A 26532-nucleotide genomic window follows, 5' to 3' on the forward strand; every position below is an offset into this window, starting at 1 on the left:
TTTTAGTGTAAAAGAACAACTTTTTTTACAAAATCATTTAGTTTCTAATACTGTTGCCCTGTATTCTTTAGGAGAAATACCTGTATATTTTTTAAATGCAGAATAAAATGTTGACTTAGAGTTAAATCCAGAATCTAAACCAATTGCAAGTACAGTATAATTGGAGAATTTTGGGTTTTTGAGTTTAGATTTCGCATCTTCTACTCGAAACTTGTTTACATAATCTACAAAACTAGAACCATTCAATTTAGTAATCATTTGAGAAAGATACTTACTGCTAACCTTTAGCATTTTTGATATCCCTTCTAACCCTAAACTTGCGTCTCTATAAATCTTAGCTTCCTTCATTAAAAAATGAAGTTCTTTAAAATATACATCATCATTAGTAATGTTTGATGTGTTTTTTATATCAATCTGGGCAAGTTTTTTTGCCGTTAACTTAGCTATTAGTTGAAAGAGTAATATATGATGTTCATTAAAAAAACCTTCTTGCGAATGTTCTGAATCTAGCACTCCAACCACCTTATCATCGATTTTTATTGGAACTGCTAGTTCAGAATTACGACTAATATCATCAACAACATACCGATCATCGTAATTCACATTATAAATACACTCATACTCTCCCGATTGTGCCACTTGTCCAACGATTCCCTGACCCAACGAAATTTCAATCGGACTTAATATCGTTCGCCCTCCTTTATCTTTATTACCGTAAGCTGCTTTTTGGATCAGAACTTTTCTCGAATTATCTAATATATATATCACGCAATCTTCTAAATGCAGATGAGAAATACAGTTCTCCAAAATATCCCAGAGAACATCATCTAGATTGTTCTTATCAAATAAAGAGGTAGAAAAATAACTGAGTATACCTGTTATTTGGGATGGCTTATCATAATGAATTAACTCTAATTCTTCTTCAGAAAAAATGTGGTTTAATCCAGACATCCTAAAATTCTGAATAGCTTTTTGAACAGCTTCAGATTCCTCAGTGCTCTTTGACTCAGATTTTTCGATAGAATTATTAGCTCCTAAAAATCTATCTATAAAAGAGCTAGTTTTGTTGTTTTTTTGATATCTATATAACCACCAACATGCTAAAACAAAGGCTGCTAAGCATACAAAAATAATTGTTGCATTATGTAGTAGGTTCGTGTTCATTATGTTGGTTAATAAACGTTTATACAAAGAAATAAAAATAAATTACCTTCTATGCACTTGTGAATATAAATCCTCTACCTAATAAATGCAAGTTTATTTGTAGGTTATTTTACTTCAAAAGGAACCTTTTCCACTTGCCCTCCTTTGTTTATAACTACCTCATACTTTCCTACAGGAAGGTAATATTTTCCATTTTTCTTTTTAGAAACTTCCTCGTCTGGGAACTCTTTTAATAAAGCTTTTCTTCCTTTTTCCGAAATTGTAAGATCATACTCAGCATAATTAAGCCCTTTATCCGAATCTGAATAAAACTCTCTTAGTGTTTTGCCATTAGGAGTATTTATCTTTATTGTAACAGACGCTGCACTATTCGTATAATACTTTACTATTGTAGAAGGTTCATATGCTTCTAACCATTTACTCCAAGAGCTACCCCATCTTGGAGATGCTTTTATCGAACTCATTGGAAAAAGATACAAACTTGATGTAAGCACCTTAGAACTTAACTTTTGTAGTGGCTCTATATTTGTTTTGTAAATACTTCTTCCGTGAGTTCCTAAGAGCAGATCATTTGCTTCTGGTTGTATAACAATATCATGAACAGCTACGTTCGGAATTCCTTTAGAAAAAGCCTGCCATGTCTTTCCCCTATCTAATGAAACATAGGCTCCATTATCAGAACCAACATACAAAACATCCTCATTCTTTGGATCTTCTTTAATCACATTAATCGAGGAGATTGGTAATTCTTTTCCTATGTTTTTCCAAGTTTGTCCATAATCATCACTCATATATACATAAGCACTAAAATCATCCCAGCGATATCCATTAAAGGTCACATATACACGTTCTTTTTTATGAGAAGAAGCGATAACCCTCGATACCCATAAATCTTTTGGTAAACTATTAGAAATTTTAGTCCAATTGCCTCCAGAATTTTTGGTTACATACACTAATCCATCATCACTTCCAGTATATATTAAACCGAACTGAAATATAGATTCTGAAATAGATGTTAATGTTCCGTAAGCTACATTTCCTTTTTTGCCTCCATTAGTAAGGTCTCCAGAAATTGCCGTCCACTCATCTCCTTGATTCATGGATCTCATTAATTTATTTCCTCCAAAGTACAAGATATCTTGATTATGCGGAGACAGTAAAATTGGTGTTTGCCAATTAAATCTATAAGGAGACTCTCCCAACTCATGTTTTGGTTGGATGTATATTTGCTCATCCGTAGATCTATCTAATCTAAAATAGTTTCCAAATTGGAATCCAGTATATACAATATCACTATTTCGATTATCGATTTGTACTTGCATTCCATCTCCACCCATAATACTTTTCCAAGGATAATGACCACTTTGATGCCAGGCTACATTTTCTTTTGCTCTTACAGATCCAACCCAAACACCATTATCCTGTAATCCTCCATAAACGTTATACGGTTTTTCGTGATCTACATTTATTGCATAAAACTGTCCTACACTTGGCTGGTTTGCTTTTATCCAATTTTCTCCATCATCATAGCTAATATTTACACCTCCGTCATTTCCATTAATAAGATGATTTGGATTTTTTGGATTTATCCAAAGCGCATGATGATCTGCATGCACGTTCTCTGCACTTATACTTTTAAAGGTAGCTCCTCCATCTTTTGATTTTAAAATAGGCACTCCAGAAATATAGATATGATCTTTATTTACTGGATTCACCTGTATCTGAGCAAAATAATATCCATAACTGTAAAAAATATCATCTAAATATTCTGTGTGTGTTTTCCCCCAGCTTTTACCGCCATCATCACTTCTATAAACTTCAGCACCGATTACGGGCGTATCAAAAAGTGCAGCATTTGCATTTTCTAAATACTTGGCAAGATCAATAGGTTTTACAGAACCGCTACGAACCATTTGCTTCACGTTTTCTGCTCGATATTTTTCTTGGAAACCGTTTGTTTTTAGATATCGATTTAGTTTTTTATCCTCTAAATTTAAAAAAGTATCAACGGACATCGTTTTAAAATCATCTTTGGTAAGCCCTGTACTTTTATTTGTTTCTTTTCCTTTGTCTCTTCTGAATTGACTGTCGTGTACAGCATAAACTGTATTTTCATCAAAAACAGCTAAACCTATTCTTCCTACTCCATTTCCTGTTGGGAAACCACTTCCATCTAATGAAATTTTATTCCAAGTGTTCCCCGCATCTGTACTCTTGTAAATTCCAGAGCCAGTTCCGTTTCCTTCAAAATTCCATGCTTTTCGATCCTTATCCCAAGCTGCAGCGTACATAATATTAAAATTACCTGGTGCGTAAGCAACATCAATAATTCCGGTTTCATTATTTACAAACAATGTTTTGTTCCAAGTATTACCTCCATCATTTGTTTTATAAATGCCTCTTTCATCATTTGTAGAATATAAATGACCTGTAACTCCAATAACTACCTCATCAGAATTATTTGGATTGATAATAATTCTTCCTATATGATGTGAATCAATTAAGCCTACATTTTTCCATGACTGCCCTTTATCATCAGATTTAAGAATTCCAATTCCGGCATAAGAAGATCTTGATGAATTATTTTCTCCAGTACCTACCCAGATCGTTCCTTCTTTCCAATCTACAGCAATATCACCTACATTAATGGTTTCTGCATTATCTAAAATTGGTTCGAATGTTGTTCCGTTGTTTTTAGTATACCATAATCCTCCCGAAGCGTAACCAACATAAAACTCAGCTGTATTTTGTGGGTTTACATCTACATCTACTACACGACCACTCATTACCGAAGGACCAATGTTTTCGAACGGAACATTTTTTACAATTGATGATTTTTCTAATTGTGCTTTCTGTAGCAATCCTTTCTGTATCTCTTGCGCATTCGTTGCATTTTGTTGAGAGAATGAAGAAATACTTGCAAAAAACAGCAATAAGATAGTTGAGATGTGTGTTTTCATGATGATCGAAATTTAGTTGGCTGAAAGTATAGAATGCTAAAGTAGTGTCAAAATTTTTAGATATTGTTTAACAATACATCTTTTTGGCTTTAGTATTTTTGAAATCACATAATATACATTAAAGACTTTATATCAAATGAAATATCACCAAATAGATAAAAATCTTTTCATTAAAAATAGAAAGAATTTTGCAGCACAGATGAAACCAGACAGTATTGCGGTTTTTAATAGTAACGACATATATCCTATTAGTGCTGATAGCACAATGCCTTTTGAGCAACACAGAGATATTTTTTATTTAAGTGGTGTAGATCAAGAAGAAAGTATTTTGGTGTTATTCCCAGATGCTCCACACGAAAAGCACCGTGAAATGCTTTTTCTCAAAGAAACAAGTGAACTTATTGCTATTTGGGAAGGAGAAAAGTTAACGAAAGAAAAGGCTTTTGAAACTTCTGGAATCAAAACAGTGTATTGGTTGCAGGATCTCGAGAAAATCTTTTTTGAAATTATGACACAATGCGATACTGTTTATGTTAATACCAACGAACATTACAGAGCTAATGTAGAAACAGAGACAAGAGAAGATCGTTTTACCAAATGGTGGAAAGCAAAATATCCTGCTCATTCGGTAGCAAAGAGTAATCCAATTTTACAAAGATTACGTTCTGTGAAAGATCCTATTGAGATTGACCTTATGCAAACCGCCTGTAATATCACTGAAAAAGGGTTTAGAAGATTACTCAGTTTTGTAAAACCTGGTGTTTGGGAATATAATATAGAGGCAGAACTATTGCATGAATTTATTAATCACAGATCTAAAGGTTTTGCGTATACACCTATTATTGCTAGTGGAAACAATGCTAATGTTTTACATTATATAGAGAATAATCAGCAATGTAAGGAAGGGGAGCTTATATTAATGGATATAGCTGCTGAATATGCTAATTACTCTAGTGATTTAAGTAGAACTATTCCTGTTTCTGGTAAATTTACAGATCGTCAGAGAGCTGTATATGATGCTGTATTACGAGTAAAAAATGAAGCTACCAAAATGCTTGTGCCTGGAACGATCTGGGCTGATTATCATGTAGAAGTAGGAAAAATTATGACTTCAGAGTTATTAGACTTAGGACTAATAGACAAAGTAGACGTTCAAAATGAAAATCCAGATTGGCCAGCATATAAGAAATACTTTATGCATGGAACCTCTCATCATATAGGTTTGGATACTCATGATTATGGAATTCTAACAGAGCCGATGCAAGCAAATATGGTATTTACAGTGGAGCCAGGTATTTATATTCCTGATGAAGGTTTTGGAATACGATTAGAAGATGATGTGGTTATTCAGGAAAAAGGAGAACCTTTTAATTTGATGGCTAATATTCCAATAGAAGCTGATGAAATCGAAGACTTAATGAATAAATAATAAACAAAATACACGTATAGAACGTAAAACCCTTGGTGACTTTTTAATCATCAAGGGTTTTTTATGATCTTATTTTGAAAATTTAGAGAATATTTATGTCTGTTTATTCGTTGGATATAAAATATTTAGAGAATACCAATGCAACGAATGAAAATTACAGCAGGTCATCAACAAGCTATGCCATATCTAGTTGTTGAAAATGCGGATGATTTTATTGATTTTATAAGAAAAATATTTAACGCACAAGAAATGATGCGCAAAGTTGATACTTCTTATAAAATTGAACACTCCGAAGTAATGATTGGTGATGCTACCATCATGATTACTGAAGCTTCCAAAGCCTATCCTGCTCAAAACACATCTATGTATGTTTATGTTAAGGATACTGATCAAACATACTTTAATGCTATAGATGCAGGCGCTACTTCGATGATGCAACCTATGCAAGAAGATCATGGAGCTCGAGCTGCAGGCTTTAAAGATCCTTACGGTAATACTTGGTGGATTGCTACACTAAATTAATCACATCCTAAATCTTCCCGAGATGTATCATCATTATTTGGAAAACAACTTCCAGAGATAATAGCATCAGGAACATATCTATTCAATTCCGGATCTCGTAAACTGTTGGTTATAAATGCTGTCATATCATTTATTTCCTCCTCGGTAAGATTAATTGTTCCAAATTGAGATGCCAAATTTTCTAAAGGTACTTCCGCTTTTTGAGGAACACCGTTGTTTTTATACTCTATTACTTCTTTTACAGATGTAAAAGTTCCTCCATGTCCATAAAAACCATTATCTACTAAATTATATAATGTTGGTGTTTTAAATTTATAATAATCATCTGGATTATTGGTAAAACCACCTCTTCCTTTTTTTACTTTATCCATATTGGCATTAAACAATAATAAAGCATCGCTGGTATTCGCAAAATCATCCATTCCATACGCATGAAAACCTTTGTCATTTAGTGCAGGACCCGTATGACATTCATAGCATTTTCCTTTTCCAAAAAACACGATCGCACCTTTTTTCTCCGTCTCATCTAAAGCATTGGAATTTCCTTTTAACCAATCCTGCCAAGGAGATCTATTTGCTAATAGAGTTCTTTCGTATGCTGCCATCGCCAAAGCTCCATTATGTTTAGTATATCTTTCATTTTCTGCTACATCTGGGAATGCAGCATCAAAAAGTTCCTTATAACCAAAAGTATTTACAAAATCATCATCTATTTGTAGTCGATGTACTTTCTGACCTTTAATTGCCTGAACCTCTATTCCTTGTAAACCTAAGAAATTCTCCTCAATCTCAGTCCAACTAGCTTCTGTCCCTGCATTTGTTCCGGTTCCACCAAACTGACCATTCCAAAGCATCACATCCTGATAGGCTACGTTTAAAATTGTCGGTGATTTAATTGGTTGTACATCTATTGAATCAACTGGAACTGAAGTATTCACAATTCTCTCTTCACCTCTTATTCCAAAACCAATACCACATTCTCCTATTCCCTGTCTGATACCTGCTCCAAAACCTGCTGCGGCTTGATGACAGGAAGCACAAGAATAAGTTCCTTTCATAGCATCCATTTTAGGAACTCCTCCAGTAGCCGTTTCATGAAGTAGTTGTTTACCTAAAGCCACTTTTTCCGAAGTAATTGGATTTAAAGGATCTTGTGGAATATTAGCATAATCATCACTCTCTGGTAGTATAAAAAAAGACACACCTTCTCCATCAGAAGCATTATCCAAAGCGTTTAATAATTCAGCATCTAAATTAGACGTAATCGGAATATAATCATCTTTAGTACAAGACGATATCAGCAATATAATTGCTGAAAAAAAAGTTAGTTTTTTCATTAGTTTTTGTTTTCCCTGTTGTTATAAATCCCCAATTCTTTTTAACCTCTATTCTTAAATAAATGTTAAAGAGCGCGAATTTAATAAAAAAACAAATCATAAAGATCTTTTAATGCTTAAAAAACTATACTTACTGTTTAGCATTCAGAAGTTTGATAAAAATTGTACTAATGATAAAAGTTGTTATTGCTGGTAACAACCATGCGAGACTATAGATACCAAGTGGAATAATTTCTAGAATTGGTTGAACTTGATCTTTGAAGCCAATCGAAGCCAAAAAATCTGGCAAACTAAATAATATGGTTACCAAAACTACAGATCTAAAAACAGCAACAGGAGCTAATTTGTCTGGTAAAACATTTAATAAGATTAATACAATAGTTATTGGATAAATAAACATTAATGCGGGAATAGCTACTACAATGATATCATGTACATCAAGCTGTCCCATAACCACTCCAAGAACACAACCAACCACTGCAGTTATTACATATGCTTGATGAGATTCTTTAAAAACACCTTTAATAAAATCTGCAGTCCCTGTTACAATACCTACTGCTGTTGTAAAACATGCTAAAGACACTAAAACACTTAAAAAAGTACTTCCAATATTACCTAAAGTTTGTAAACTCAACCCTGATAACAATTCAGTTCTACTTATTTCTTTTTCAAAAGTTCCATTAAAAAGTGCTCCATTAAATATTAATCCTGCATAAACGATAAACAAACCAATACCAGCAATCAATCCTGCATCTCTAATTAGTCTTCTATTCTCTTCAAAACTTTGTTTTCCTTTCAATTTAAGTGAGATAATAACCACTCCTCCGACAACAACAGCCCCAATAGCATCAAAAGTTTGATACCCTTCTAACAATCCCTTTATAATGGGTGTTTCAAAATCTGAAATATTCATAGGTACATGTTCAGAAAACATTCCAATACATATGATACTTAGAATTACTATAAATATAATTGGAGTCAAAAACTTACCTAGTATAGTAAGAATTTTAGAACGATTAAGTACAAAAAATAAAACAATACTAAAGTAAACACTACTTGTTACCAGAGAGCTAGATCCAAAAAAAGGTTGAATAGCCATTTCATGTGTAACCGACGCAGTTCTTGGTGATGGCAATGAAATGGAAATCGCATATACTGTAAAACAATATAATAAACTAAATGTAGGTGAAACCTTTTTAGCAAAATCTAACATTGTTCCTTGTAACCTCGCATGAGCAAAAATACCAAGCAATGGTAACAACACTGCAGAAATCACAAAACCTATCGTTACCAAAAACCACATATCTCCTGCCTTAAAACCAAGACTTGGTGGTAATATTAGATTACCAGCTCCGAAAAACATAGAGAACAAAGCAAATCCAGTAATAAAAGTTTCTTTATTTAGTCTCATTTGGTTAGGTTTATGTTGTTTTGCAAATAATATGAAAGTTGAAATATAAAATTTCCAGATGACATTAGCATATAAAGGAATTGAAATTAATTATAACATTACTGGGAAAGGTACTCCTTTGGTTTTATTACATGGTTTTCTTGAAAATCTAAAAATGTGGGATGAAATTATTGCAGATATTTCTAAAAAATATACTTGCATTACCATTGATTTATTAGGCCATGGAAATACGGATTGCATTGGTTATATACATAGAATGGAAGATATGGCTCATGCCGTTAAAGCTGTATTGGATATTTCTATAAACACACCCCCTGTATTCATAGGTCATTCTATGGGTGGATATGTTTCCTTAGCATATCTCGATTTGTTTCCTGATAAAATATCAGGACTAATTTTATTGAATTCTACTTCATTTCCTGATAGTGAAGAACGAAAGATAAATCGTAGTAGAGCTATTTCTATTGTTAAAAAAAATCCCAACGCCTATACCAGTATGGCGATCGCAAATCTTTTTGCTGAAATAAATCGTGAAACCTATAAGAATGAAATCGAAAAAATAAAAAATGAAGCCTCTAGAACTCCTCTTCAAGGAATAATAGCTGCCTTAGAAGGAATGAAAATTAGAAAAGACCATACCGAAACATTACATAAATTTGAAGGTGATAAAATCATCTTTAGTGGAAAAAAGGATCCTGTTTTATCTTATCAACAAAGCGTAAACGAATCTGAACTCTGTAAGACAAATTTAATAGTATTAAATGGTGGGCATATGTCACATATAGAAAACAAACAGGATGTCATCAAATCATTACTCGATTTCTTGCCATAAAAAATAGATTATTTCCGCTTTTTTTAACAATTTAACAACTTACAAAAAACACCATGTGAAAATCATAATTTTATCGATGAAATACATTTTAATGGGGTAAAGTTGCTATAAAATACACTTTTTGATCAAAAAAAAGCATTTTTACAAAAAATTTTCTTACAAATTATTGTTAATAACTAAAAAAATGTTATTATTGTATTGATTATGAACTTTTAACCCCCACAAAAATGAAGAAACATACCCCCCGTTCGTCATTCTCCGTATCAAAAATGTATTGCGCTTTATTCGGTCATAATTATGTAATGTCTAAGCATGTTACACACCACATAAAAGAATATACTTGTACTCATTGTGGTGAACAAGCTACTACCAATAGCAGAGGAAGATTGGAAGTTATGACACCAAAATTAAAAGAGATCAATGATGCTTTAGCTTCTGTTCATGAAAAAAAGATAGCTAAAAGTAAAAATAAAATAAACCTACAAGCTGCCTCTTAAACTATTCTTTAATAGGATTCCATCCTTGTGCAGTTAATTGTATTTTTTCATTGGCTCTAGTTATTAGACCCATTCCACTTTTTTTATCCGCTATATGACCTATAACTGTAAGATTAGGGTTTGCTTTAATCTTTGGAAAATCTTCTTGCTTTATTGTAAACAGTAATTCATAATCTTCACCTCCACTAAGAGCAACAGTTGTGCTGTTTAATTTAAATTCCTCACACGTAGAAATAACAACAGGGTCTAAAGGTATTTTTTCTTCATATAAATGTACTCCAACTTCTGATTTTGTGCACAAATGAATAACTTCAGAAGATAAACCATCACTTATATCAATCATACTTGTTGGTTGTACATCTAAGGCTTTTAAAAGTTCTATAATATCTTTTCTTGCCTCAGGTTTTAATTGCCTTTCGATTAAATAAGAATACTGATCTAAATCCGGCTGAGAATTAGGGTTGGCTTTATATACTTGTTTTTCTCTTTCTAAAATTTGTAATCCTAAATACGCAGCTCCTAAATCTCCAGAAACTACTAATAAATCATTTTCTTTAGCACCATCTCTATATACAAGATCTTCTTGATTCGCATAGCCCACAGCAGTAACGCTTATCATTAAACCCGTTGTAGAGGAAGTGGTATCTCCACCTACCACATCTATCTTATATATCTTTGCAGCTGTTTGGATTCCGGCATACAATTCTTCTAATGCTTCCAAAGGAAACCTATTAGAAACAGCGATGGAAACCGTAATTTGTGTAGCAGTAGCATTCATTGCATATACATCAGATAAATTTACCATTACTGCTTTATATCCCAAATGCTTTAGAGGAACATAAGAAAGATCAAAATGTACTCCTTCGATTAGTAAGTCTGTAGTTAAAACACATTTTTTATCTTTAAAATCAAGTACTGCAGCATCATCTCCAATTCCTCGAATTGTAGATTCATGGATAATTTCGAAATGCTTACTTAAATGGTCTATCAATCCAAACTCTCCTAATTCCGCAAGAGAAGTTCTCGGTGTATTTTTATCTTCAATCATACCTGCAAAGGTAGGCAACAAAGAAATTGTATGACATAAAAAAATCCCGAAAAATCGGGATTTCAACATTTAAGAATCTAATTACAGACATTCCCGATCATAATTAATTGCTTCCGTATTCTGAATAATTCCTGATTTATCAATAAACGGTGTATCCGATATAATAGTTACTTTATAACTTCCTTCAGGTCCGGCACTTAATCCCCAATCTCTCGCAACCGAGAAATTATAAATGGCTGTTTCGCTTATAGTAATATTCGTAAGCGAAATTTCTTCGTTCTGATCTGTACAACCATAATAACTTACCTCCCCATTATTTAATAAATTAGGACCTCCAAATTGTCCAAAATCTACCGATAAATCTAAAGATACTGTTGAATTTCCAGTAACATCCTCTACACTAATAGATATTTTAGAGTCTTTTTTTAATTCAAATTGATAAATATGCTCACATGTCTGTCCAAATTCACATAACCACTTTCCCTCTTTTTCCACTAAAGTAACTTCTGGAGTAACTGTAGCTATATCGTCGTCTTTAGAACATGCTATATTTAAAACTATCAAAGATAAAATCCATGTCTTTCTCAAAATTCTTGTGTCCATTTTTTTGATTTTTTTATCGTTTAACGACCTTATATCAACAGTGATTAATTTTTGTTACCTTTTCCAGACATTTTTTAGAAAAAATAAATCGCATATATCTATTAATAGGTTTTTTAGGGTATTCTCGAAGTTATCTGTTATATATATGCATCCTCATTATTTAATAAACTATTTATGAAAAAAGTCTTCAATTTATTAATAAGCACTACGATCTTATTATTATTTCTGAATTGTAGTAATGATGATGATAACAGTAACCCGACAACACCTATTGATCCTATCGGCTGTTCAAACGAAAGTGATGGAGGTATTTATGAAAGCTGTGGTATTGATTTTGTATCATCAATCTCGCTGTCAGAAATGAATGCATCTGAAGGAAATGATAGTTGGGGGTGGACAGATACAACTACAGGAAAAGAATATGCCATTATGTGTCTGGATAATGGGACTGCTTTTATTGATATATCTAATCCCGAAAATCCTATATACCTGGGAAAATTACCAACAGCTACTAACAACAGTCCTTGGCGTGACGCAAAGGTATATCAAAATCATGCTTTTATAGTTAGTGAAGCTTCTGGTCATGGAATGCAGGTTTTTGATTTAACAACCCTTAGAAATGTAACCAATCCTCCACAAACGTTTACTGCTAATACGACTTATACTGGTTTTGGAAATGCGCACAACATAGTAATAAATGAAACGTCTGGATTTGCATATGCGGTAGGAACTTCTACCTTTAGCGGAGGCCCACACTTTGTAAATATTCAAGACCCTACAAATCCAGTTGCAGCAGGTGGTTTTATTTCTACAGGAGGTGATGCCTACAGTCATGATGCGCAAGTGGTCACATATAGCGGACCTGATACAGATTATACGGGAAGAGAAATTCTAATCGGCAGTAATCAAATCGAAATTGTCATAGCAGATATTACTGATAAAGATAATCCACAGACTATATCTACTATTAACTATGATAACATAGGATATACACACCAAGGTTGGTTTACAGAAGACCAAAGATTTTTCCTGTTAGGTGATGAATTGGATGAATCTAGTGTTGGTTTTAATACCAGAACTGTAGTATTTGATTTTGAAGACCTTGATAACCCAAGATTCCATATGAATTATTCTGGCACTACTCCAGCTATTGATCATAATGGATATGTAAAAGGAAATAAATTTTATTTAGCAAACTATACAGCAGGTATAAGAATTATAGATATTTCTTCAATCGCATCACAATCAATGACAGAAATTGGTTATATAGACACCTTTCCATCAAATGATAATACCGGTTTTAGTGGAGCTTGGAATGTGTATCCATACTTTGAGAGTGGAAATATTGTCATTAGTGATATTAATTCTGGATTTATACTTGTTAAAGAAAGTGAAAACTAAAGACTAACTCAACAAATTCTTAAAACTAACTCAATGAAAAAACTACTTTATTTAACGCTACTACTACTTTCATCCTTACAGGTTTACTCACAAACTACTTGTGATAATGGAATAGCCGGATCATTTCCTTGTAATAATTATGATCTTATGTCTGAAATTTCTTTAGCTACCATGAACGCTAATTCAGGGAATGATAGTTGGGGGTGGACAGATCCTACCACAGGAAATGAATATGCTCTTATTGGATTAAATAACGGAACTGCTTTTATTGATATCTCAGATCCTATAAGTCCAATATATTTGGGTAAACTACCAACCGCTACAACAAATAGTTCTTGGAGAGATGTAAAAGTATATGAAAATCATGCTTTTATTGTTAGTGAAGCTTCTAATCATGGAATGCAAGTTTTTGATCTTACCCGACTAAGAAATGTAGCAAATCCTCCACAAACCTTTACTGCAGATCAAAGATATACAGATTTTGGAAATGCTCATAATATAGTAATCAATGAAGATTCTGGGTTTGCATATGCTGTTGGGACTTCTACCTTTAGTGGAGGTCCTCATTTTGTAGATATTAGAGACCCTAAAAATCCTGTAGCAGCAGGAGGTTTTATTTCTTCAGGAGGAGATGCATATAGCCATGATGCCCAAGTAGTTACTTATAATGGTCCAGATGCTGATTATACTGGAAGAGAAATATTTATTGGTAGTAATGAAATAGAAATTGTAATTGCTGATATTACCGATAAAAGTAATCCTACCACGATTTCTACAATTAGTTATTCTAATGTGGGATATACGCATCAAGGGTGGTTTACTGAGGATCAACGCTATTTTCTCTTAGGAGATGAATTTGATGAATCTAGCGTAGGATTTAATACTAGAACAGTGATCTTCGATTTTGCGGATTTAGATAACCCTTCTTTTCATATGGATTATTTTGGTCCAACACCTGCCATCGATCATAATGGGTATGTAAAAGGAAATCTATTTTTCTTAGCGAATTATAGATCAGGACTTCGAGTAGTTGATATTGCGGATATTGCTAATAAGAATATTTCTGAGGTTGGATTTTTCGATACTTTCTCTTCTAGTGATAGTGCTTCTTTTAATGGTGCTTGGAATGTATATCCTTATTTTGATAGTGGGAATATTGTGATTAGTGATATTGAAAGAGGATTCTTATTAGTTAGAGAAAGTAATACGCTAAGTGTTGTTGATAATTTTGAAAGAAATTCAGGTTTTGCACTTTACCCAAATCCCGCTCACTCTAGTGTTACTATACGAAGTGGTAGTTCCAATAGTCTGGAAAAGATAGAAATTTATAATGTTTTAGGTAAAAAAATAACTCAAATTGATAATCTAAACAGTGGTAAAAATGTTACGCTACCTTTAGATTATTCACCTGGGATGTACTTGGTAAAAATTAACGATACTACTAAAAAACTAATCATAAATTGATTCAAAAATTTTAACTAATTGTTGATTTTAAAAAACACAAAAGGTTTAATAATTCATAAAAACAAAAAACAGCATAATAGAATTAAATGCTGATTATAAGATGGTTAAACCAGCGAAATAGTGCGGAAAGCTAGGAACGATTTTGGGATTTTTTAGTTTAATTTTGTGTAAATGGCTAGTTTTTAAAAAACTAGAATAACTAACTTCTAATTACACAAACTCATGAAAAAACTCACCCTAGCCTTAGGCTTTGTGGTATTCACCACTATTTGCCAAAGTCAAACACCATGTACCAATGGATTTGCTGGTTCTTACCCTTGTAACGACTATGATCTTATGTCTAGAATTTCACTTTCTCAAATGAGCGCAAGTTCAGGAAATGATAGTTGGGGATGGACAGATTCTCAAACATCTAAAGAATATGCTATTATTGGCCTCAATAATGGTACGGCATTTATAGATGTTTCTAACCCAACCAATCCTGTTTATCTCGGAAAATTACCCACAGCAACGGGTAATAGTTTATGGAGAGATGTAAAAGTTTATAGCGATCATGCTTTTATAGTAAGTGAAGCATCTGGTCATGGTATGCAGGTTTTTGATCTTACCAGATTACGTAATGTTTCCAATCCACCTGTTACTTTTTCAGCAGATAGTAGATATACAGAATTTGGTAACGCTCATAACATTGTTATCAATGAGGATTCTGGATATGCCTATGTTGTAGGAGCACAAAGAGGATCAGGACCCTACAATGGCGGACCGCTGTTTATAAACATTCAGGACCCTAAAAACCCAGTAAACGCTGGTGGATTTTTATCCGGAGGACAAAGAGCATATACTCACGATGCTCAGGTAGTTACATACAACGGTCCTGACTCAGATTATACTGGTAGAGAAATTCTTATCGGTAGTAATGAAATTGAAGTAGTCATAGCAGATATTACCAACAAATCTAACCCTGTAACTATTTCTACCATTCGATATTCAAATATTGGTTATGTTCATCAAGGTTGGTTTACCGATGATATGAGATACTTCTTATTAGGAGATGAAACAGATGAACAAGGAGTAGGTTTTAATACTCGTACCATTATTTTTGATTTTCAAGATTTGGATAACCCTCAACAGCACATGATCTACAATGGGCCCACGGCGGCTACAGATCATAACGGATATGTAAAAGGAGACAAATTTTATTTAGCAAATTATAGAGCTGGATTTAGAGTAATTGATATTTCGGATATTGGAAATACCAATATTAGTGAAGTCGGATTTTTTGATACTTTTCCTTCAAGTAATAGCGCTTCTTTTAATGGTGTTTGGAATGTATATCCCTATTTTGCTAGTGGAAATATTGTCATTAGCGATATAGAAGGAGGTTTTTTCTTAGTAAGAAAAAGTGAACCAGGAGATGGTGGAGGAGATGATTGTTCATCCGTAGTTACTAACTTCCCATTCGAAGAAAGCTTTGAGTCTAGCTTTGGAGCTTGGGAAAATGCTTCTGGAGATGATCTTAATTGGACAAGAGATTCTGGAGGAACTCCGTCTAATGGCACTGGTCCAAGTACTGCTGCGGATGGGAATACTTATATTTATGTGGAAGCTTCTGGGAATGGAACAGGTTATCCAAATAAAAGTGCAATTCTAAATTCTCCTTGTCTCAATTTCACTAACCTTTCATCCCCAGCTCTTGATTTCCAATACCACATGTTAGGTAGCGCAATTAATTCTTTATCAGTAGAAGCGCGAGTGGATAATCAAGGGAATTGGTCTTCAATTTTTAGTAGAAATGGAGATCAAGGAAATAACTGGAATGCTGCAAACGTTGATCTTTCTGCGTATGCTGGTGAAGCCAGTGTACAATTACGTTTTAGTGTATTAACAGGAAGTGGGAATCAAGGATGGCAGAGTGACATTGCGATTGATGCCATTAGTATTTCTGATGGTACTAATCCTCCTCCAACCTGTGATAGCATAGATTTTAGAGACTTCCAGATTAATTCATTCTCTAATCAAGATGCAGCTGGAGATTTTGAAGTAAGTAGCAGTGGTATTTCTCTTTCTTTAACCAATAATACTTGGAAATATATTCCTTATGATTATACAGTTACTCCTAATACTGTTATTGAATTCGAATTTAGAAGTTCTTCGCAAGGAGAAATTCATGCTGTAGGTTTCGAAAATGATAACAGTTTAACCTCTAGTAGATATTTTAAAGTTCACGGAACTCAGAATTACGGTGTTACCAATTACGATAATTATTCAGGTAGCGGTTTTACAACTTATGTGATTCCTGTAGGAAGTTTTTATACGGGTACCATGGATCGTTTGGTATTTATAAATGATAACGATAGTGGTTCTGGTAATACTTCAGATTTTTCGTTTGTAAAAATTTATGAAGGCTCTTGTACAAGATCTAATAGTGAGCAAGTGGTAACTGCTAATATCATTCCTGTTTTTGGTGATGAAGACGAAGATATTTTGGCTTTAAAAATGTATCCAAATCCAGTATCCGGACAGACTTTAGAAGTATTTTTAAATACGGATCAAACTGCATCTTACGAAATTATATCTGTTTCAGGACAATTGATGAGTCAAGGAACCGTTACCAAAACAATAGATGTTTCAGGTTTGAATCCTGGAGTGTACCTTTTAAAGTTTTTTAATGATACCAACCAAGTTATTAAAAGATTAGTAAAAAGATAAAAATCAACAATAACAAATGCGAAATATTAAGTTCTTTTATAAAATCCTTTTAGTTTTTATCACTTCAATTTCCGTTGGGTGTAGCAGTGATGATGGAGGTACTGATCCTACAATTCCTATCAACCCCGATGATGGTTTTCAGGGAACCGTAGATTGGATTAAAACCTTTGGAGGAAGTCAGGAAGACGAAGCGCTATCTATAGTACAATCTGCCGATGGAGGATATGCCGTTTTTGGATATACCCAAAGTACAGATGGAGATATTACAGATAAAACCGCAACCGATAGTGATTTTTGGGTGTTAAAACTTACTGAAGATGGTGTCATAAGTTGGAGTAAAACCTATGGGGGTACTGGAGATGATCGAGGAGAAAAGATTATACAAACAGCAGACAATGGATATGCTTTGGTTGGATATAATAGAAGCAACGATGGAGACGTAACCGAAAATGCAGGGTTGCAGGACTATTGGATCGTAAAAATAGATGCTTCAGGAAACCTACAATGGGAGAAATCTTTTGGGTTTCCTGGTATTGATCGTGCATTTTCGGTAGTCCAAACAAATGATGGTGGTTATTTTATCACAGGATTTTTAGACGTTACCGCTAGTAATGGCGATGGAAACGATAATAAGACTTTTTTCGAAAAACATGGCGTTGGAGAATTTTGGGGTATTAAACTAGATGCCTCTGGAAATACAGAATGGAGACGTTATTTTGGAGGAACAGATAATGATCGTAGCTATGATGCTGTGCAGACCGAAGATGGAGGCTACCTAATGATTGGCTCTTCAGAAAGTGTGGACTTTGATATTACCAACAGTCAGGGAAGCTATGACTTTTGGTTAGTTAAAGTAAATTCTGAAGGAACAAAAATCTGGGAAAAATCATTCGGCGGTACCGAAATTGATGTGGCATATGCCATTGCTTCAGACGGAAATGGTAAATATGTTATTGTCGGTGACGCTCGTAGTAATGATGGTAACATAACCAATGCCAATGGAAATGCTGATTTATGGATGATTCAGATTGATGGAAATGGTAATCTTATTTGGGAAAAATCTTTAGGAGGAACCCAATTCGATACAGGAAGAGGAATTTATCCCATACAATCCGGAGGCTTTGTAATCACTGGAAATTCGCGTAGCAATGATATTGATGTGGACCAAAACAAAGGACAAAGTGATGTATGGACTATGTTAATTGATAACAACGGAAACGTCATCTGGAAAAACTCTCTTGGAGGAACTGAAGAAGAATTTGCCACAGGTGTCATCCAAACATCGGATAATAAAATTGTTGTGGCAGGAAGTTCTGCTAGTAATGATGGTGATATTACGGAAAATAAAGGGGCAAAAGATGCCGTTATCATAAAATATAAATAAACTAAAATTAAAACCTCACACATGAAAAAAATCATATTTGCACTACTGGCTTTAACTATTGTATTTGCCTGTAAAGATGACAATGAAACAGATACAGTAGAAGCTGGAACTATAAATCTAGAGTTTGCTAATACTATCGACAATAATCCCATTGTACTCAACTCAACTTCGTATAGTAATCAAAGTAACGAAAGCTATACTATTGCGGAATTGAAGTATATCATTAGTAATATTGTTTTCATAAAGGAAAATGGTGATGAATTTACCTATCCAGTAGCCGATAGTTACTTTTTAATTAATGAAGAAGTGCCTGCTTCTAAACAATTCGAACTTAGTAGTATTGACGCTGGAGTATACACCAAAATCAGATTTGGTTTTGGAGTAGATCAAAGTAATTATCCATTAAATGGAGTTGCTAATTTTATACCTACTGCAGAAGAACAAGGAATGTTATGGTCTTGGTCTGCAGGTTATAAATTTCTTAAATTTGAAGGCTCATATACTCCTCAAGGCGGAACCGCGAGTGATTTTATTTTACACATAGGTAGCCATGGAGAAGCGCTAGATAATTATAAAGAAATAACATTAGACTTAATTAGTCCTATTAACGTTAATGGAAATACATCAACAATTAACATTAATGCTGATGTTGCTAAAATATTTGATAGCACGAATACGCATTCATTAGAAGATAAAAGTGATATTCAGGTAGATCCAGAAAACGCACCAAAAATCGCCACGAATGTGCAAACTATGTTCGAAATTCAATAAATAAACTGATAGATGAAATATTTTGTATCAATAGGGATTTTTATATGCTTCTTTACTTCTTGTAGTTCAGATAAAGGAGAATATATCCCTATTGATCAAAATCCAAAACTAGAATTCGAAATTCCATCTAATTTTCCAGATCTTGATTATGATTTAAGTTCTAATCCTCCTACAGAAAAAGGATTTGAGCTTGGTAAAAAACTATTTTATGATGGCAGGCTGGCTTCAGATGGTGTTGTTTCTTGCGGGTTTTGTCATATTCAAGATTTTGCGTTCACACATCATACCCATATCGTAAGTCATGGAGTGGATGGTGCATTGGGAACACGAAATGCACAACCTTTGCACAACCTTGCATTTATGAAAGAATTTACTTGGGATGGAGCTGCCATGCATTTAGATCTACAACCGATAATACCCATAACTGCAGAGGTGGAAATGAATGAAACCTTTTCAAGTATCATCAAAAAAATTGAAGAAGAGCCAGAATACGTTCAACTATTTGAACTAGCTTTTGAAAATAAAGAAATTAATTCTGAAAACATCCTTCGGGCACTCTCACAATTTATGATTATGATGGTTTCCGCAAATACCAAGTATGATAAAATCGAGCGTAATGAAGGTGCTGTTTTTACAGAACAAGAGGCGGCTGGTTTCGAACTATTTAAATCTAAATGTGCCTCTTGCCATGCTGGAACTTTGTTTACTGATCAATCGTACAGAAACAATGGTCTTCCGATCGATGCACAATACAATGATATAGGAAGAAAAAGAGTAACAGGTTTAGAGTCTGACATCTACAAGTTTAAAGTACCAACACTAAGAAATATAGAGCTTACATTTCCGTACATGCACGATGGAAGATTAAAAACATTGCAAGATGTTTTGGATCATTATAGTGATGGTATGGTAGATTCTGAAACCTTGGATCCTACTTTCAAAAATTCAGACAATACGATTAAAGGAATTCCAATGGGTCAAGAAGAAAAAGAACAGATTATTGCCTTTTTAAAGACTCTTACAGATGATGATTTCCTAAATGACAATCGCTTTTCCGAATTTTAATCTCCTTTTTTATATTATAATAGATATTGCCTATTCTAATATATGTTAGATAAATGTTAGGTTATGTAAATAAAACCTACATATGTAGTATATTTGCAATCAATTTAGAATTAATCTATTTATAAGAGTATGATTAAGGTATCAGATAAAGCTAAAAAGAAAGTCGTAGAGTTGATGACAGATGATGGGTACGATGTTTCTTCCGATTATATTCGAGTAGGCGTTAAAAGTGGCGGATGTTCCGGCTTATCATATGACTTGAAGTTTGATAAAAATCAAGAAGAAGGAGATAAAGTTTTTGAGGATAATGGTGTTAAAATAATTGTCGACAAAAAAAGCTTTTTATATCTCATCGGTACTACATTAGAATATTCCGGAGGACTCAATGGAACCGGATTTGTTTTTAATAACCCAAACGCTAACAGAACTTGCGGTTGTGGAGAAAGTTTTTCCCTTTAAACATTTAAAATTTATCCTATAAGCATTGCTTGGGATTTCGTAAGATGGCATATACTGAAGACGACTTAAAAAAAGAACTAGAGACCAAAGAATATGAGTACGGATTTTATACAGATATAGAATCTGATACCTTCCCTGTTGGTTTGAATGAGGATATTGTTCGTGCAATTTCAGAAAAAAAGAATGAACCAGAGTGGATGACCGAATGGCGATTAGAAGCCTTTCGAGTTTGGGAACAAATGGAAGAACCAGAATGGGCTAATGTAAATTACGAAAAGCCTAATTTTCAGGATATCTCCTACTACTCTGCTCCTAATAAAAAGCCAAAGTATAATAGTCTTGATGAAGTAGATCCAGAACTATTGGATACTTTTAAAAAACTTGGAATTTCTTTAGACGAACAAAAAAAATTAGCTGGAGTAGCAGTAGATATCGTTATGGATTCTGTTTCTGTAGCTACTACGTTTAAAGAAACGCTCGCGGAAAAGGGAATTATATTTTGTTCCATTTCTGAAGCTATACAAGAACATCCAGAACTTGTAAAAAAACATATTGGTACTGTTGTGCCACAAAAAGATAATTTCTACGCGGCATTAAACTCAGCTGTTTTTAGTGATGGATCTTTTTGCTACATCCCAAAAGGAGTTAGATGTCCTATGGAATTGTCTACCTATTTTAGAATCAATCAGGCAGGTACTGGTCAGTTTGAAAGAACTTTAGTGGTAGCTGATGAAGGTAGTTATGTGAGTTATCTTGAAGGTTGTACAGCTCCATCAAGAGATGAAAATCAATTACACGCAGCAGTAGTAGAACTAATAGCATTAGATGATGCTGAGATTAAATATTCTACCGTTCAAAACTGGTATCCAGGAAATTCTGAAGGAAAAGGTGGTGTATATAATTTCGTTACCAAACGTGGTATATGTGAAAAAAATGCCAAAATTTCATGGACTCAGGTAGAAACAGGATCTGCTGTAACATGGAAATATCCTTCTTGTGTTCTAAAAGGAGATAATTCTGTTGGAGAATTTTATTCCATTGCTGTGACAAATAATTTTCAGCAAGCGGATACAGGAACGAAAATGATTCATTTAGGAAAAAACACGAAAAGTACTATTATTTCTAAAGGTATTTCGGCCGGAAAATCCCAAAACAGTTATCGTGGTTTAGTGCAAATTAATAGCAGAGCTACAAATGCTAGGAATTTTTCTCAATGTGATTCTTTATTAATGGGCAATGAATGTGGAGCACATACGTTTCCTTATATTGAAGCGAAAAACAAAACCGCTCAAATAGAACATGAAGCGACTACAAGTAAAATTGGTGAAGATCAAATATTTTACTGTAACCAAAGAGGAATCGATACAGAAAAAGCAATTGCTTTAATCGTAAATGGTTTCAGTAAAGAGGTTTTGAACAAATTACCTATGGAATTTGCTGTAGAAGCTCAAAAACTTTTAGAAATTTCTCTAGAAGGTTCTGTTGGATAAAAGTGTAACTAACAAACTCACATAAATGAAAAAATCATTTCTTCTTATCATCTTAAGTCTTTTAATTTTTTCCTGTAAAAACGAAAAATCACAATCCTCAGATGGAGAAACCACTTTAATTCGTGGAGAATTCATCCTAATTGATGATGCAGGTGTTATAAAAGGAAAAGACTTTATATATGGTGTGGTTATAGACGATATAGCCAAAGAACTGAACAGTAAAGTAAAACCATTACAAAGAGAAGAATATGATATGGTTCCTGTAGTTGTAAAAGGGGTTATAAAAGAGAACAAAGGTGAAGGATGGCCGGAAATTGTTGAAATAAAAGAAATCGTAGGTGTGAGCGAGCCAACCTCAGAATTACCAACAAAAATAAAATCTTCAGAAACCGCAGGACAAGAATAAACGGTACTGAAGATATAATGATTAAAAAACTATTTAAAAGAAAGATACGAAATGTTAGAAATTAAGGATTTACACGCTAGCGTTGAAGATAAAGAAATTTTAAAAGGTCTTAATCTTGAAGTAAAGGCCGGAGAAGTTCACGCAATAATGGGTCCTAATGGTGCTGGAAAAAGTACCTTAGCAAGTATTGTTGCTGGAAAAGAGGAATATGAAGTTACCGAAGGTTCTATTCTTTTAGATGGTGAAGATATAGAGGATCTAGCAGCCGAAGAAAGAGCACATAAAGGTGTTTTTCTTTCATTTCAGTATCCAGTAGAAATTCCTGGAGTAACGGTTACCAATTTTATGAAAACCGCTATCAATGAAACCAGAAAGGCCCAAGGATTAGAAGAAATGCCTGCAAAGGATATGCTTAAAAAAATTCGTGAAAAATCCGAATTACTAGACATCGATCGTAAGTTTTTATCTCGTTCACTTAATCAAGGATTCTCTGGAGGAGAAAAAAAGCGTAATGAAATTTTCCAAATGGCAATGATGGAACCTAAACTAGCTATTTTGGATGAAACAGATTCTGGACTAGATATCGATGCTTTACGAATTGTAGCAAATGGAGTTAATAAATTGAAAAGTAAAGACAATGCCGTAATTGTTATTACACATTACCAAAGATTGTTAGATTACATAGTTCCTGATTACGTACACGTTTTATACGATGGTAAAATAGTAAAATCAGGAACCAAAGAATTGGCCTTACAATTAGAAGAAAAAGGATACGATTGGATTAAAGAAGAGATAAACGCATAGTTATGGAGCTGAAAGAAAAATTAGTATCTTCTTTTCTTGCTTTTGAAAACACTGTAGATGTTGATGCTCCTGTTCACGATATCAGAAGCCAAGCTATCAAAGTATTTGAAGAAAAGGGATTCCCAACAAAAAAAGAAGAAGCCTGGAAATACACCTCGCTGAATGCAATACTAAAACATGATTATAGTATTTTTCCAAAAGAAGAAAATGCGTTAGAATTTAAAGATGTAAAGAAGTATTTTCTTCACGATTTAGATACTTATAAGATTGTGTTTATTGATGGTAAGTACTCTTCGCATTTATCAGAAACTACACATGATAAAATCGATGTGTGTTTAATGTCCTCGGCATTAAGTCATGATAAGTATAAGCCGGTTATAGATAATTATTTTAATAAAGTTGCTCAAAAAGATGGGTTAACTTCTTTAAATACTGCTTTTTCTAAAGAAGGAGCTTACATCTATATTCCTAAAAATAAGCTAGCAGATAAACCGATTCAAATTATTCATTTCTCTACAGGAAAAGAATCATCGCAACTTTTACAACCTCGTAATTTAATTGTTGTTGAAGAGAACTCACATGTACAGATAATAGAGCGTCATCAGAGTTTAACACCCAATCCTGTATTGACAAATTCGGTTACAGAAATTTTTGCTGACAAAAGAGCCATTGTAGACTACTACAAAATACAAAATGATAATGAGACTGCTTCTTTAATAGACAACACGTATATACAGCAGCAAGCACAAAGTATCGCATCAGTTCATACGTTTGCTTTTGGAGGTAATATAACTCGAAATAATTTGAATTTCTACCAGCAAGGACAAGGAATAGATTCTATCCTTAATGGAGTTACTATTCTCGAAGGAAAACAACATGTAGATCATAATACGCTAGTACATCATACAGAACCAAATTGTGAAAGTCATCAGGATTATAAAGGAATCTTTGATGAAAAAGCAACGGGTGTATTTAATGGTAAAATCATCGTAAATAAAGAAGCGCAAAAAACTAATGCTTTCCAATCTAATAATAATGTTTTATTAAGTGATAAAGCAACGATCAACTCTAAACCTCAATTAGAGATTTTTGCAGATGATGTAAAATGTTCTCACGGTTGTACTATTGGTCAATTAGATGAACAAGCATTGTTTTACATGAGATCCAGAGGTATTGGAGAAAAAGAAGCAAGAGCATTGTTGATGTATGCCTTTGCCAATAATGTATTAGAAAGTGTAAAAATACCTCAGCTAAAACAGCGAATCAATAAATTAATTGCCAATAAACTAGGAGTAAATATTGGTTTTGATTTATAATATAAACGGAACAATCTAAATAAAAACCTCTTCTAAAATGAAGAGGTTTTTTGTTTAAAACTATTATTTTATTGCATCATTGATGTCTCGTAGAAATGTATTAAAATCTACATCCATTTCTCCTCCTAAGCCAAAACGAACGACAACTAAATCTTTAGATGGAATTATAAAAACTCGTTGTCCCTGAAATCCATTAGCAGAATACATATCTCTAGGTGCATCAGGATAATATCCTCCAGAATTTAACCAAAAATGCCCTCCATAATCACCTTCAGAAGTGGGAGTTGGTGCAGTCACATAATCCACCCATTCTGGATTAAAAATTTGTTCTCCATTCCAGTTACCTCTATGTAGGTATAGCAATCCAAATTTTGCCCAATCCCTTGGTGTACCCCAAGCATAAGAAGAACCAACATAATTTCCGGCCATGTCTGTTTCTATCAGCATAGAATGCATTCCAATTTTGTCTATAAATTCGCGATACGGAAAATCAAGATATTCTTGATAACTATTAAATTGCTGTCTGAGAATGCCTGATAATAAATTAGAAACTCCTGAAGAATAATACCAAAACTCATTCGGCTTATGGATCGCTTTTTTGAAAATTTGAGGTTTCGTCATATCCTCATCCAAGTATAGCATTGTTGTTGCATCAGATATAGACCCATAATCCTCATCCCAAGCCAAACCACAATTCATCTGTAATAAATTATTGATCGTAATTTCTTTTCTATCATCATTTTGCCATTCTTTTATTGGCGCTTTATCCGCTATATTTATTTTACCCTGCTTTTGTAAAATTCCGAAGTTAGTTGCTAAAATACTTTTAGTCATAGACCATCCTAAAAGCACCGAATTTTTATCATACCCTTCGGCATACTTTTCTTCAATGATCTGGTCTTTATAAAGAACTATTACTGCTCTAGTTTTCTTAATACTTTCTTCTTGTGTATCAAATACTGTAGCAACCGAACTTTTTATTTTGTTATAATCAACGTTAGCAAAAACTGTATCGTTCTGGGGTAAGTTTCCATACGGAAAAGGCAAGTTTGTCTTAAATATGGTTCTTTTTGGCTTGGCATAGGGTGCTGTTATATCAAAACCATCATTAATCAATACGCTTCCTAATCCTTCTCTATAGATAGCTTTTCTTTGATTTAATCCAAAAACAGAGGCTACTGCAGATTTTTCATTGGTGTCTACTTCATCTTCAGCCAAATGAACCGGAGCAAAATTATTATCATTGATGTCTGTAAACTCTACAGAACGATTTCCGATAAAAACAGAAGAAGCCATATTTTTGGCAGAATATCCCGAAAGTATCGTAAGCTTAGGGTAATTCCAAAAACCCGCAATCAGAATAAGCCCAACCAATCCAATAAATATAAAACCTAAAATCTTTTTAAATCTTTTCATTGTGTGAAGTGTTAAATCCTTTTAAAAATAAGCAATATCACTTA

Annotated in this window: 22 protein-coding genes; 15 read left to right on the plus strand and 7 right to left on the minus strand. The window is 33.6% G+C overall.

Translation table 11 applies throughout. The features are described from left to right. Window positions 1-33: 33 nt before the first annotated feature. Together ABD077_RS03190 and ABD077_RS03195 are read right to left on the minus strand one after the other, a co-directional pair. Window positions 34-1164: a helix-turn-helix domain-containing protein gene (locus ABD077_RS03190; RefSeq protein ID WP_343910424.1), complete on the minus strand. Its 1131-nt coding sequence runs from the start codon at window positions 1162-1164 to the stop codon at window positions 34-36. 104 nt (window positions 1165-1268) lie between these two features. Further along, complete coding sequence (locus ABD077_RS03195) at window positions 1269-4124, minus strand: VPS10 domain-containing protein (RefSeq protein ID WP_343910426.1); 2856 nt, start codon at window positions 4122-4124, stop codon at window positions 1269-1271. Window positions 4125-4260: 136 nt separating this feature from the next. Here ABD077_RS03195 and ABD077_RS03200 point away from each other — a divergent pair, with 136 nt between their 5' ends. Beyond that, window positions 4261-5553 carry an aminopeptidase P family protein gene (locus ABD077_RS03200; protein WP_343910428.1) on the plus strand — a complete coding sequence of 431 codons (1293 nt, stop codon included), beginning with the start codon at window positions 4261-4263 and terminating at the stop codon, window positions 5551-5553. Window positions 5554-5700: 147 nt separating this feature from the next. Next, window positions 5701-6075, plus strand: coding sequence for a VOC family protein (locus tag ABD077_RS03205; RefSeq protein WP_343910430.1), 375 nt, complete (start codon window positions 5701-5703; stop codon window positions 6073-6075). Here ABD077_RS03205 and ABD077_RS03210 read toward each other — a convergent pair. After that, the gene (locus ABD077_RS03210; protein ID WP_343910432.1) at window positions 6072-7412 is read right to left on the minus strand and encodes a cytochrome-c peroxidase; all 1341 of its coding nucleotides are present in this window, start codon (window positions 7410-7412) and stop codon (window positions 6072-6074) included. The two genes, ABD077_RS03205 and ABD077_RS03210, sit on opposite strands and share 4 nt — an antisense overlap. Window positions 7413-7542: 130 nt before the next feature. Continuing rightward, window positions 7543-8823, minus strand: coding sequence for a branched-chain amino acid transport system II carrier protein (gene brnQ / locus ABD077_RS03215; protein ID WP_343910434.1), 1281 nt, complete (start codon window positions 8821-8823; stop codon window positions 7543-7545). A gap of 58 nt (window positions 8824-8881) precedes the next feature. Here brnQ and ABD077_RS03220 point away from each other — a divergent pair, with 58 nt between their 5' ends. Both ABD077_RS03220 and ABD077_RS03225 read left to right on the plus strand, forming a co-directional pair. After that, the gene (locus ABD077_RS03220; RefSeq protein WP_343910436.1) at window positions 8882-9655 is read left to right on the plus strand and encodes an alpha/beta fold hydrolase; all 774 of its coding nucleotides are present in this window, start codon (window positions 8882-8884) and stop codon (window positions 9653-9655) included. A 227-nt stretch (window positions 9656-9882) separates the two neighbouring features. After that, window positions 9883-10152 (plus strand): hypothetical protein, encoded by a 270-nt coding sequence (locus ABD077_RS03225; RefSeq protein ID WP_343910438.1) that lies wholly within the window; start codon window positions 9883-9885, stop codon window positions 10150-10152. 1 nt (window position 10153) lies between these two features. On the opposite strand, the gene thiL is transcribed toward ABD077_RS03225, so the two are convergent. Both thiL and ABD077_RS03235 read right to left on the minus strand, forming a co-directional pair. Next, window positions 10154-11200, minus strand: coding sequence for a thiamine-phosphate kinase (thiL, locus tag ABD077_RS03230; RefSeq protein WP_343910440.1), 1047 nt, complete (start codon window positions 11198-11200; stop codon window positions 10154-10156). A gap of 81 nt (window positions 11201-11281) precedes the next feature. Then, a complete protein-coding gene (locus tag ABD077_RS03235; RefSeq protein ID WP_343910442.1) occupies window positions 11282-11803 on the minus strand; it encodes a hypothetical protein in 522 nt (173 codons plus the stop codon). A 174-nt stretch (window positions 11804-11977) separates the two neighbouring features. On the opposite strand from ABD077_RS03235, the gene ABD077_RS03240 reads away from it, so the two are divergent. The 11 genes from ABD077_RS03240 to sufD all read left to right on the plus strand — a co-directional run bounded on the left by ABD077_RS03240 (window position 11978) and on the right by sufD (window position 25072). Further along, the gene (locus ABD077_RS03240; RefSeq protein ID WP_343910444.1) at window positions 11978-13204 is read left to right on the plus strand and encodes a choice-of-anchor B family protein; all 1227 of its coding nucleotides are present in this window, start codon (window positions 11978-11980) and stop codon (window positions 13202-13204) included. Window positions 13205-13237: 33 nt separating this feature from the next. Further along, entirely contained in the window at window positions 13238-14668 is a 1431-nt protein-coding gene (locus ABD077_RS03245; protein ID WP_343910446.1) for a choice-of-anchor B family protein, read from the plus strand. A gap of 222 nt (window positions 14669-14890) precedes the next feature. Continuing rightward, the gene (locus ABD077_RS03250; protein ID WP_343910448.1) at window positions 14891-17377 is read left to right on the plus strand and encodes a choice-of-anchor B family protein; all 2487 of its coding nucleotides are present in this window, start codon (window positions 14891-14893) and stop codon (window positions 17375-17377) included. A 16-nt stretch (window positions 17378-17393) separates the two neighbouring features. Further along, window positions 17394-18761: a hypothetical protein gene (locus ABD077_RS03255; protein ID WP_343910450.1), complete on the plus strand. Its 1368-nt coding sequence runs from the start codon at window positions 17394-17396 to the stop codon at window positions 18759-18761. A gap of 21 nt (window positions 18762-18782) precedes the next feature. Further along, complete coding sequence (locus tag ABD077_RS03260) at window positions 18783-19532, plus strand: MbnP family protein (protein WP_343910452.1); 750 nt, start codon at window positions 18783-18785, stop codon at window positions 19530-19532. 12 nt (window positions 19533-19544) lie between these two features. Beyond that, complete coding sequence (locus ABD077_RS03265; protein ID WP_343910454.1) at window positions 19545-20597, plus strand: cytochrome-c peroxidase; 1053 nt, start codon at window positions 19545-19547, stop codon at window positions 20595-20597. Between the two features lie 129 nt (window positions 20598-20726). Next, window positions 20727-21056: a HesB/IscA family protein gene (locus ABD077_RS03270; protein WP_343910456.1), complete on the plus strand. Its 330-nt coding sequence runs from the start codon at window positions 20727-20729 to the stop codon at window positions 21054-21056. A 44-nt stretch (window positions 21057-21100) separates the two neighbouring features. Continuing rightward, window positions 21101-22546 carry a Fe-S cluster assembly protein SufB gene (gene sufB / locus ABD077_RS03275; protein WP_343910458.1) on the plus strand — a complete coding sequence of 482 codons (1446 nt, stop codon included), beginning with the start codon at window positions 21101-21103 and terminating at the stop codon, window positions 22544-22546. 25 nt (window positions 22547-22571) lie between these two features. Further along, the gene (locus ABD077_RS03280; RefSeq protein WP_343910460.1) at window positions 22572-22952 is read left to right on the plus strand and encodes a hypothetical protein; all 381 of its coding nucleotides are present in this window, start codon (window positions 22572-22574) and stop codon (window positions 22950-22952) included. Between the two features lie 51 nt (window positions 22953-23003). Next, window positions 23004-23756 carry a Fe-S cluster assembly ATPase SufC gene (gene sufC, locus ABD077_RS03285; RefSeq protein WP_299609783.1) on the plus strand — a complete coding sequence of 251 codons (753 nt, stop codon included), beginning with the start codon at window positions 23004-23006 and terminating at the stop codon, window positions 23754-23756. Between the two features lie 2 nt (window positions 23757-23758). Continuing rightward, window positions 23759-25072 carry a Fe-S cluster assembly protein SufD gene (gene sufD / locus ABD077_RS03290; protein WP_343910463.1) on the plus strand — a complete coding sequence of 438 codons (1314 nt, stop codon included), beginning with the start codon at window positions 23759-23761 and terminating at the stop codon, window positions 25070-25072. A 63-nt stretch (window positions 25073-25135) separates the two neighbouring features. On the opposite strand, the gene ABD077_RS03295 is transcribed toward sufD, so the two are convergent. Beyond that, window positions 25136-26488, minus strand: a complete 1353-nt coding sequence (locus ABD077_RS03295; RefSeq protein WP_343910465.1) for a serine hydrolase domain-containing protein — start codon at window positions 26486-26488, stop codon at window positions 25136-25138. Between the last annotated feature and the right edge of the window lie 44 nt (window positions 26489-26532).

This window comes from Aquimarina litoralis, assembly GCF_039523995.1.
In the GTDB taxonomy this organism is placed as follows: domain Bacteria; phylum Bacteroidota; class Bacteroidia; order Flavobacteriales; family Flavobacteriaceae; genus Aquimarina; species Aquimarina litoralis.